Annotated in this window: 9 protein-coding genes; all 9 read left to right on the forward strand. The window is 39.8% G+C overall.

What is annotated here, in order from left to right:
• Positions 1 to 622: glycosyltransferase (locus tag MF4640_RS09430; protein WP_153042473.1), on the forward strand; the 622-nt coding region annotated here is incomplete at its 5' end.
• 10 nt (positions 623 to 632) lie between these two features.
• Positions 633 to 2,771 carry a bi-domain-containing oxidoreductase gene (locus tag MF4640_RS09435; RefSeq protein WP_078389397.1) on the forward strand — a complete coding sequence of 713 codons (2,139 nt, stop codon included), beginning with the start codon at positions 633 to 635 and terminating at the stop codon, positions 2,769 to 2,771.
• Positions 2,768 to 4,582: a heparinase II/III family protein gene (locus tag MF4640_RS09440; RefSeq protein WP_078389398.1), complete on the forward strand. Its 1,815-nt coding sequence runs from the start codon at positions 2,768 to 2,770 to the stop codon at positions 4,580 to 4,582. The genes MF4640_RS09435 and MF4640_RS09440 overlap by 4 nt, the downstream gene beginning before the upstream one ends.
• A complete protein-coding gene (locus MF4640_RS09445) occupies positions 4,579 to 5,790 on the forward strand; it encodes a glycosyltransferase family 4 protein (protein WP_078389399.1) in 1,212 nt (403 codons plus the stop codon). The genes MF4640_RS09440 and MF4640_RS09445 overlap by 4 nt, the downstream gene beginning before the upstream one ends.
• Before the next feature lies 1 nt (position 5,791).
• Positions 5,792 to 6,400: a sugar transferase gene (locus MF4640_RS09450; RefSeq protein WP_078389400.1), complete on the forward strand. Its 609-nt coding sequence runs from the start codon at positions 5,792 to 5,794 to the stop codon at positions 6,398 to 6,400.
• Positions 6,400 to 7,053, forward strand: coding sequence for an acetyltransferase (locus MF4640_RS09455; protein ID WP_078389401.1), 654 nt, complete (start codon positions 6,400 to 6,402; stop codon positions 7,051 to 7,053). Before MF4640_RS09450 ends, MF4640_RS09455 begins: the two co-directional genes overlap by 1 nt.
• Positions 7,054 to 7,086: 33 nt before the next feature.
• The gene (locus tag MF4640_RS09460; protein ID WP_078389402.1) at positions 7,087 to 8,256 is read left to right on the forward strand and encodes a DegT/DnrJ/EryC1/StrS family aminotransferase; all 1,170 of its coding nucleotides are present in this window, start codon (positions 7,087 to 7,089) and stop codon (positions 8,254 to 8,256) included.
• Between the two features lie 129 nt (positions 8,257 to 8,385).
• Complete coding sequence (locus MF4640_RS09465) at positions 8,386 to 10,260, forward strand: polysaccharide biosynthesis protein (protein WP_078389403.1); 1,875 nt, start codon at positions 8,386 to 8,388, stop codon at positions 10,258 to 10,260.
• Between the two features lie 38 nt (positions 10,261 to 10,298).
• Positions 10,299 to 11,171 (forward strand): UTP--glucose-1-phosphate uridylyltransferase GalU, encoded by an 873-nt coding sequence (gene galU, locus MF4640_RS09470; protein WP_078389404.1) that lies wholly within the window; start codon positions 10,299 to 10,301, stop codon positions 11,169 to 11,171.
• Positions 11,172 to 11,185: the final 14 nt, after the last annotated feature.

Consider the following 11,185-nt stretch of genomic DNA (forward strand, 5'->3'; position numbering starts at 1 on the left):
GGCTAAAAGTGTATTTATTTGTCAGAATAAAACCATAAAAAAAAATTTTGAAAAATTCTTTGATTTTAATGTCAAGACAAAAGTTGTGGATTTGTGGCCTGGAATAAAAATCCCTCGTGAAATAATTAAGCCTGAGTGGTTCGATGATTTTTATTGTTCTAAGAGTATAATTGCTTTATGTCCTTATACTGACGTGAGAATGTCGCATAAGGGATTTGAAGATATTTACAAGGCTTATGAATTTTTTAAAGATAATAATATAAAAGTACTTGTAACTTCTGACAAGCATGGTTATTCAAATAATGATGTTTTTTCTTTTTGTGGAAATTGCAGCTACTCTGAATTACATTTTTTATATAGTCAATCAAATCTAATAATTTTTAACTCTTTATTTGAAACAGTAGGACTCCCAATTTTTGAAGCTCAATATTATGGCCTACCTGTTGTTTTAAATAATGTAGACTATGTAAGAAATCTTTGTAATAAATTTAATGATTTAAACTTTATCATACTAGAGTCTAAAGAAGTTCGGTTTAATTTGGAGAAGGTAAAAAATATAAAAATTCCTTCGAATCATACCTGCTTTACAGGTGAATGGGATCAAATACAGGCATTTTTCTAAGGTATATTTTATGAAACAAATTCTCCAAGATATGGCAAATGGTGGTACGACTGTGACCAAAGCGCCAGTACCACAATGTTCAAAAGGTCATTTACTGATTTCTACAACGACGTCGCTTATTTCTGCTGGAACAGAACGTATGTTGGTTGGATTTGGTAAGGCATCTCTAATTGATAAAGCACGCCAGCAACCTGAAAAAGTGAAAATGGTGCTTGAAAAAGTACAAACAGATGGTCTGTTAACAACTTACGATGCGGTAAAGTCTAAGTTGGCTCAACCACTTGCATTAGGTTATTGCAATGTGGGTATCGTGCATGAAGTAGGTGCCAATGTAGATGATTTCCAAGTTGGAGATCGTGTTGTATCAAATGGCCCACATGCAGACATGGTCAAAGTACAGAAAAACCTGTGTGCAAAAATACCCGACAATGTAAGCGATGAAGCAGCTTCTTTTGCAGTCGTTGCAAGTATTGGCTTGCAAGGTATCCGTCTTGCTCAACCGACTTTGGGCGAAAGCTTTGTCGTGACAGGTGCGGGCCTGATTGGTCTACTTACCATTCAGATGCTAAGAGCAAATGGCTGTCGCGTTCTCGCTATTGATTTCGACCAAAGTAAATTAGATTTGGCAAAACAATTCGGTGCAGAGATCTGTAATCCTGGCAAAGGAGAAGATCCAGTGGCTGTTGGTCTGGCATTTAGTCGTGGTGCGGGTGTAGATGGTGTCATTATTACCGCGTCAACCAAGGTCAGTGATCCTGTTATTCAAGCAGCACGAATGAGTCGAAAACGTGGTCGCATTATTTTAGTTGGTGTAACTGGCTTAGAGTTAAATCGTGCCGATTTTTATGAAAAAGAACTCAGTTTCCAAGTTTCTTGTTCATATGGTCCAGGTCGTTATGATACTGAATATGAAGACAAGGGTAATGACTATCCACTTGGCTTTGTTCGTTGGACAGAGCAACGTAACTTTGTTGCCGTTTTGGATATGATGGCTGCGGGTACATTAAATGTAGAGCCATTGATCACGCAACGATTTGAATTTGAAGATGCACCTAAAGCGTATGATGCATTGACGGAAGACAAATCTGGTTTGGGTTTATTGCTTAAATATAACTCTCCAGTCGAAACCCGTTTAGAAAAGCGAGTGGTATTACGTCCAATTTCTATTGAGCCAAAAAATGCTGTCGTAGGTTTTATTGGTGCGGGTAACTATGCTTCTCGTATCTTGATTCCTGCTTTCAAAAAAGCATCTTCTCAATTACACACCATCGTAACCTCTGGCGGCATTAATGGGGTTATTCATGGAGAAAAAACAGGATTTGCCGAAGCTTCGACAGATCTGGATGGTTTATTAAATAATAAAGATATCAATACCGTCGCGATTGCGACCCGCCATAATAGCCATGCATACTTTGTAGAAAGAGTTTTATCGGCAGGTAAGAATGTTTTTGTTGAAAAGCCATTGGCTCTAACTGTCGAAGAAATTGAAAAAATTGAAACTGTTTACAATCAAAATATCCAGAATAATCAATATGCACGAGTCATGGTGGGCTTCAACCGTCGTTTCTCACCACAAGTGCAAAAAATGAAAACTTTGCTAGATACAGTGAAAGAGCCGAAAAGCTTTATCATGACCATGAATGCAGGTGCGATACCCGCGGATCATTGGACACAAGATAATGCAGTTGGTGGTGGGCGTATCATTGGAGAAGCATGTCACTTTATCGACTTGATGCGCTTCCTAGCAGGTTCAAAAATTGTTTCTATTCAGGCTCGACGTATGGGCGAAACTGATGCCGTACAGGTTCTAGAAGATAAGGCTTCAATTACGCTTGGTTTTGAAGATGGGTCATTTGGCACCATTTTCTACTTAGCAAATGGCGCTTCAAGCTTCCCTAAAGAGCGTGTAGAAGTCTTTACAGCAGGTCGAGTACTACAATTAGATAATTTCAGAAAGCTAAAAGCATTTGGCTGGCCTGGTTTTAACAAGATGAATCTGTGGCGTCAAGATAAAGGTCAAGATGCTTGTGCTGCAGTCTTTGTAGACAGTATTCGAGATGGAAAAGAAGCACCAATTCCTGCCGATGAAATTTTTGAAGTTGCTAGAGTGACCATTCAGGTTGCCGAAATTTTAAGAGCACAAACATGAGTTTAGTCATGAAAGGTCAAACAGCGCTTGCATTAGGGCTGTTTAATTTGTTCAGAGTGTTTAAATATCGTGTGGGCGTAAAAACAGGTTTAAACCCTGTACAAAAGCTGTCTGCACAATTGCCAGCGGGTTGCTTCTTTAGTCAGAGCGCACCCACTGGCACAATGAATGTGCCCGTAAACTCAACGTTAACAGCCTTTGGATACCTCAAGTATCCAGTGGCTGGACAGCTGCCGAATTGGTTCTATAGCCCTTTAACCCAACATACCTTTCAAAATACAGAGAAGGCGTGGTATCAAATTCCAGATTTTGATGGAAATGTTGGTGATATTAAAGGCATCTGGGAGGCTTCTCGTTTTGACTGGCTAATAGACCTTACACTACACGAGCGTCAAGTGAGAGATGGGCAAGCATTGGTTCAGCTTGATTTATGGTTGAATGATTGGTGTAAGAAGAATCCTGCTTATTTTGGGCCGAATTGGAAATGTGGACAGGAAGCATCCATCCGTGTCATGCATATCATTACTGCACTCATCGGTTTAGAGCAAGAGCAGTATCCGCATGACAATGTCTGTACATTTATTGAGGCACATTTAAAGCGTATTGAACCTACAATTGATTATGCAATTGCTCAGGATAATAATCATGGGACCTCTGAGGCAGCTGCATTATATATTGGTGGAGCTGTTCTTAATCTTTGGAAACCTAAGCCTCAATATCAACAATGGCAGGCCTTGGGTGAGAAATGGTTGATGAACCGTGCAAGCAAGCTCATTATGCAAGACGGCGGTTTTAGCCAATATTCGATTAATTACCATCGAGTGATGCTAGACTCTTATTGCTTAGCTGAAATAGTTCGCCAAAAATTCGAATTGAAGCCTTTTTCAGGACAATTATACCGTCAATTGCAGAAAGCGACAGACTGGTTATATGTATTAACCCAAGCTGATGGGGATGTCCCTAATTTAGGTGCCAATGATGGTGCGCGACTGATTCCTGTAAGCCAAACGGATTATCGTGATTTTAGACCGACAGTACAGTTGGCAAGTACTTTATTCCATCAACATAGTTATTATCCAGAACCGGATTTATATGATGAAAGTCTAAAGTTCTTTCGAATACAAAAATTGAAGCAAGAAAACTTTGAACTGCCTTCGCGAAATCAATTTTTTTATGAAAGTGGTTTGATTAGTTCTCAAAATAATAATTTCTTTATTGCACTCAAATTACCGAAATTCAAATTTCGTCCAAGTCAATGTGATGCCTTGCATCTAGATGTGTGGTTTAAAGGACAAAACCTTTTACGTGATGGTGGGACCTACAGTTATAATTCCACAGTTGAAGATTTAGATTACTTTTCTGGTGTTGCCAGTCATAATACCGTTCAGTTTGATCAGCATCAACAAATGCCGCGTTTAAGTCGGTTTTTATTTGGTGCGTGGCTGACGCCAAAAGAATTAACGTATAGCGTTAATGAATTTGGTTGTGGTTATCAAGATCATTGGGGTTGTACACATCACCGTAAAATTTCATTAACGGATAATGTAATTAAAGTAGCAGATAACATATCTGGCTTTCAGCAGAAAGCTGTATTACGTTGGCGTTTACAACCAGATCATTGGACTCTTGAGAACAATGTTCTAAGCAATGGTAAAGTGGAGATTACTTTAGAGGCTGAGCATCTGATCACTCTTCGTTGGGGTGAGGGAGAGGAGTCTAGGTACTACTATCAAAAGAGCAAAGTGCCTGTTCTAGAAGTGATTGCTACACAAGCGACTACAATTTTTACTGTAATTAAAGATTTAACATGAAAATTTTATATTTCCATCAGCATTTCTCGACACCTAAAGGGTCAGCAGGAATCCGTTCCTATGCTATGGCTCAATCGCTCATTCGTAATGGTCATCAGGTGACGATGGTTTGTGGTTCTTTTGGTGCAGGTCAAACGGGTTTAACCCAGCCTTTTGATAAAGGAATGCGCCGTGGTGTAGTCGATGGCATCGATATTATTGAATTTGAATTGCATTATTCGAATACGCTGTCTTTCCTCAAACGTATTTTTATTTTTTTAAGTTTTGCTTTTAAATCGATTAAAGTTGCTTTAACTGAACAGTACGATGTTGTGTTCGCAACGACAACACCATTGACAGCAGGTATTCCGGGTATTTTTGCTAAGTGGCTAAGACGGAAACCATTCGTTTTTGAAGTACGGGATTTATGGCCAGAGCTTCCTAAAGCAATGGGGGTGATCAAAAACCCAGTGGTTTTATGGATGATGTCTGTACTTGAATGGACTTCTTATCATTCAGCTGATCGTTTAGTGGGATTGTCTCCAGGTATTGTGGACGGCATTATTAAACGAGGGATTGCCCCTGAAAAAGTAGCCTCTATTCCAAATGGTTGTGATTTAGATATTTTTGCATCTGAACATCAAGCATGGCGACCTGAGGGTGTTCAACCAACAGACCTTATGGCAATTTTTACTGGGACACATGGCTTGGCCAATGGTCTTAATGCCGTGTTAGACGCAGCAGTTGAATTGAAAAAACGCCAAAGAACGGACATTAAATTGGTTCTGGTTGGGGATGGCATGCAGAAAAAAGCATTGCTTGAACGAGCGGCAGAGCTTCAATTGGATAATGTGATTTTTCATGATCCTGTTAATAAAGCAAAGTTAGCAGGTCTTATGGCCAGTGCAGATATTGGGTTACAAATTTTAGCCAATGTTCCAGCCTTTTATTATGGAACGTCGCCGAACAAATTTTTTGATTATATTTCAGCAGGCTTGCCGGTTTTAAATAATTATCCGGGTTGGTTAGCAGAGTTAATTACTAAAGAACAATGTGGTTTTGCTGTACCCCCAGAGAATCCTCAAGCATTTGCTGATGCCTTGGAACAGGCAGCGAATCAGCGCGAAAAACTGATTGAAATGGGCAGAAATGGTCAGCAGGTTGCCAGAGAACAGTTTAATCGTTCTATTCTTTCGCAGAAGTTTTCTGATTGGGTTGCAGGAGCGTAATATGCTTAAACGTTTACTGGATATCGTTATTGCTTCAATTGCTTTGGTATTACTTTCACCCTTATATTTTTATGTGGCGCATAAAGTAAAAAAGAACCTAGGCTCGCCAGTCTTGTTTCGTCAGGTTCGTCCAGGTTTGCATGGTAAACCATTTGAAATGATTAAGTTTCGTACCATGAAGGATGCACTGGATGAACAGGGCAATCCCTTACCAGATAGTGAGCGTTTAACAGCTTTTGGCAAAATGTTACGTTCAACCAGTCTGGATGAAATGCCTGAGCTTTGGAATGTGATTAAAGGTGATATGAGTGTGGTTGGCCCACGACCATTACTTATGGAATATTTGCCTTTATATAATGAAGAGCAAGCCAAACGTCATAACGTGCGCCCAGGCATGACAGGTCATGCACAAGTGAATGGCCGCAATGCTATTGGTTGGGAAGAAAAATTCAAATTAGACACATGGTATGTCGAAAACCAGTCAACCATATTGGACTTTAAAATCATGTTGAAGACAGTTCAGAAAGTGATTGCTAAAGATGACATTAGTGCAGAAGGAGAAGCGACGATGACTCGCTTTATAGGATCGAAACATAAGGATAAAGAATAATGTCGGATAAATTGATTGGTGTTTATGGTGCAAGCGGATTTGGTAAAGAGGTTATGCCTCTGGTACGTGCGCAATTTACTGAATTAAATAAAGAAAATTTTGTATTTATTGATGACGGTCAGGCAAATACAGATTTAAATGGATATCAAGTATTAAGTTACACTGATTTTATAAATAATTCTAAAACCGATAAACGCGTGACAATTGCAATCGCAAATAGCCAAGTACGTGAAAAATTGGTGGCTCGTTTAGATCAGGACGGCGTTCAGCACTTAGAAATTCAAGCAGCGAATACGGTTATTCTAGATGAGGTTGAAATCGGCGAAGGGAGTCTACTTTGCCCATTCACTTGTTTGACCTCAAATATTAAAATTGGCAAATTTTTCCACGCTAATATCTATAGTTATGTTGCGCATGATTGCGTCATTGGTGACTACGTTACCTTTGCTCCGGGTGTGAAATGTAATGGCAATATTCATATAGAAGACCATGCCTATATCGGTACTGGCGCTGTGATCAAACAAGGCACACCAGACAAACCATTGGTTATTGGTAAAGGTGCAATCGTTGGGATGGGGGCGGTAGTCACCAAAAGTGTTCCCGCAGGTGTTACCGTCGTGGGTAATCCAGCCCGAATTTTAGAGAAAAAATAAAGATTTTTGTAAGAATTTAACTAGGAAATAAATATGTTAAACACTGCATTTGAACCATGGCCAAGCTTTACGCAAGAAGAAGCAGATGCTGTATCTAAAGTACTGATGTCGAATAAGGTAAACTATTGGACGGGTCAAGAATGCCGTGAATTTGAAAAAGAGTTTGCAACATTTGCTGGCACTCAATATGCGGTGGCTTTAACCAACGGTACAGTTGCCCTAGATGTGGCTTTAAAAGCTTTGGGAATTGGGGCTGGTGATGATGTGATCGTCACTTCACGCACCTTCCTTGCCTCTGCTAGCTCAATTGTTACCGCTGGTGCTAATCCTATCTTTGCTGATGTTGAGCTGGACTCTCAAAATATTTCACGAGCTACCATTGAAGCGGTACTGACTCGGAAAACCAAAGCGATTATTTGTGTGCACTTGGCGGGCTGGATGTGTGATATGGATCCGATCATGCAGCTGGCTGAAGAAAAGGGGCTGTATGTCATTGAAGACTGTGCGCAAGCGCATGGTGCACAATATAAAGGTAAACCAGCGGGTTCAATTGGGCATATTTCAGCTTGGTCTTTCTGCCAAGATAAAATTATGACCACAGGTGGTGAAGGCGGTATGGTCACCACCAATGATGAGAGCCTTTGGAAAAAAATGTGGTCTTATAAAGATCATGGTAAAAGCTACGACAGCGTTTATAACAAGCAACATCCACCAGGTTTCCGATGGTTACACGATTCTTTTGGAACCAATTGGCGTATGATGGAAATGCAGGCGGTGATCGGCCGTATTCAATTGACTCGTATGGCAGAGTGGACACAAAAGCGAACCGAGAATGCGGAACACATTTTGAAAGCTTTTGCTGATTCTCCTTATTTTACAGTTCACTTGCCTTCAAATGATTATGTGCATGCACATTATAAATGCTATGTACAAGTCAATCTGGAAGCATTACCTGAAGGTTGGTCACGTGACCGAATCATGCAAGAGATTAATGCGCAACAGGTGCCTTGCTTTAGTGGTTCATGTTCAGAGGTATATTTGGAGCATGCTTTTGATGGGACGCCGTGGCGCCCTGAACAGCGTTTAAAGAACGCACAAAAACTAGGTGAAAGTAGTTTAATGTTTTTAGTTCATCCAACTTTGAGTGAAGATAGCATTAATCAAACTATTTCTGCTATTGAACAAGTACTTACTAGAATTTAAATGTTCTGATGTAAAGTGAATGTTTCGGTTTTGCATTCACTTTACATTTTTACATTTGTTTGTGGGTAGCAAATAACTTAAAAACACATTTAGTTTACTTATATAAATAGCATAGAGAAGACTCACCCTGTGAAATCAGTCATTCTGCCTTTGGTTACATCGCCACGATATGCCAAACAATTATTTTTAATCCTTTTGGATTTTTTAGTTTTTCCTGTCTTGATTTGGTTGAGCTACGCATTACGTGAATTTAACCTAGGGGCAGAAGTTGTTCCTAATATCTCATTCGGATCACTCTGGGTAAGTGTTTTAGCAATCACTATGTTATTGATTTGTGGAACATATCATTTTATTGTTCGTACATTCAATGAGGTGTTCTTTACACGCTTAGCGATTGCAACAGGATTAACTGTCCTTGGACTTTTTGGGCTGGCATATTGTACAGAGGCTTTTATTCCGACATCAATTCCTTTGATGTTTGGTTTCTTCATGTTTTCCTGGGTTTGGTTTAGCCGTGGTGCTATTCGATTTATTGTGCGGGCATGTTTGCAAACTGATATTCCAAAAAGAAAAATCGTGATTTATGGCGCTGGATATGCAGGCCAACAAATTGCGGCAATGTTGAATCGTTCAGATGAACATTTTCCTTTATTTTTTATTGATGATGAACAGTCGTTATCAGGGCAAATTATTGGTGGTTTAAAAGTTTATAATGCTGAACATGCGCTTAAACGTCTGGAAAGAGAAACAGTTGATGAAATTCTCATTGCTTTACCATCTGTAGGGCGTACGCGAAAAAGTGAAATTGTTCAATTTCTTGAACCTGCACATATTAAAATTACAGAAATCCCGGGGCTTACAAAGCTTGTAGATGGCGACATTAAAGTCTCAGACATCCGAGAAGTAGATATTATTGATTTACTTGGACGTGATCCTGTTCCGCCGATTCCAGAATTATTGGCCAAAAATATTCAACATAAAGTAGTGATGGTCACAGGGGCAGGCGGTTCTATTGGTTCAGAACTTTGTCGACAAATTATTAAGAATAATCCGCAGAAATTGGTTATTTATGAGCTTACTGAATTTGCACTGTATAGTATTGATAAAGAGTTACGTCTTAAGTCACAAATAGAAATTATTCCAATTTTAGGAACAGTCCTCGACGAAGCTAAACTTGAGCGTGTGATTGAGCAGTATAATGTACAAACTGTATACCATGCAGCGGCTTATAAGCATGTTCCATTGGTCGAGTGTAATCCAATTGCAGGACTAAAAAATAACTCTATTGGTACAGCCTTTAGTGTGAATGCTGCGATTAAAAAAGGTGTAGAGACTTTTGTACTGATTTCAACAGACAAGGCTGTTCGTCCGACAAATGTAATGGGAGCGTCTAAGCGAATGGCTGAGCTTTACTGTCAAGCGATGGCAGAAGCGCAGCAGCAAACTCAAATTAGTATTGTCCGTTTTGGGAATGTATTAGGTTCTTCAGGCTCCGTTGTTCCTCTGTTCAAGCAGCAGATAGCAAAAGGTGGCCCAATTACAGTGACTCACCCTGACGTGACGCGTTATTTTATGACGATTCCAGAAGCCTCACAATTAGTCATTCAGGCTGGTGCTTTGGGTACAGGTGGAGACGTTTTCTTGTTGGATATGGGAGAGCCTGTTCGTATTCAAGATTTAGCACGTCAAATGATCGCGTTGAGTGGTTTGAAAGTTCGTGAAGAAGGGTCGGATCTGGGGGATATTTCGATTGAGTATGCTGGACTCCGCCCAGGTGAAAAGTTATATGAAGAGTTGCTAATTGATCATGAAGATACACAGTTAACTGAGCATAGTCGAATCTTACGTTCATTTGAAAAGCATTTCTCTTTAGATGAATTATTGCCGATTTTCGAACGCATTTATGGCTTAACTGCAATTGATCAAGACATTGACTGGGCATTAGCTCAGTTAGAACATTATGTCGATGGTTATCAACGTAGCAGTGAAGTTAAGGTAAACTAGCTTTAATGATTTAATTAACGCAAATGTCTGGATCTGTGATGACAATTAAAAAAGCCATTCTTCCTGTTGCGGGTCTTGGCACCCGTTTTTTACCTGCAAGTAAGTCTATTCCGAAAGAGATGGTGATAGTCGTTGACCGCCCAGCGATTGAGTACGTTGTGAAAGAAGCTGTAGCGGCGGGTATTGAGCAGATCATTTTAGTCACGCATTCATCTAAAGCATCGATTGAGAATTATTTTGATCGTAACTTTGAGCTTGAAACAACGCTTGAGCAGAAGCAAAAATTTGATTTACTCAAAGAGATTAAGGATATTCTGCCTCCACATGTCAGCGTAGTAAGTGTGCGCCAGCCGCAACCCTTAGGACTTGGACATGCAGTTTTATGTGCAAAGTCGATTGTGGGAAATGATGATTTTGCTGTGCTGTTACCTGATGTTCTAGTTAAAGATGCTGATCTAACTAATGATTTGAGCTTAATGATTCAGCGTTTTAATGAAACAAATGCTTCACAAATTATGGTTGAAGCGGTGCCTGACCATTTGGTTGATCAGTATGGTATTGTTGATGTAGCTTCTGTACCCAATGAAGGTCAAAGTATAGTGATGCAAGGTATTGTTGAAAAACCAGCAGTGGGTTCAGCACCTTCTAATTTATCTGTGGTCGGACGCTATATTTTGCCCGCTGAGATTATGCAACTTTTGGAACAAACACCGAAAGGTGCAGGCAACGAAATTCAATTAACCGATGCAATTGCTATGCTACAACAGACCAATACGGTTGAAGCCTATCGTATGAAAGGTCAAACTTTTGATTGTGGCAGTAAACTGGGTTATTTAAAAGCCGTTCTACATTATGGGGTTGATCACCCGACGTTGGGTGAGGCATTTAAAGTGCTTATCCAAGAGCTTTAATGATCAGCGGGAAA

Source organism: Acinetobacter sp. MF4640 (assembly GCF_002018895.1).
GTDB classification, from domain to species: domain Bacteria; phylum Pseudomonadota; class Gammaproteobacteria; order Pseudomonadales; family Moraxellaceae; genus Acinetobacter; species Acinetobacter johnsonii.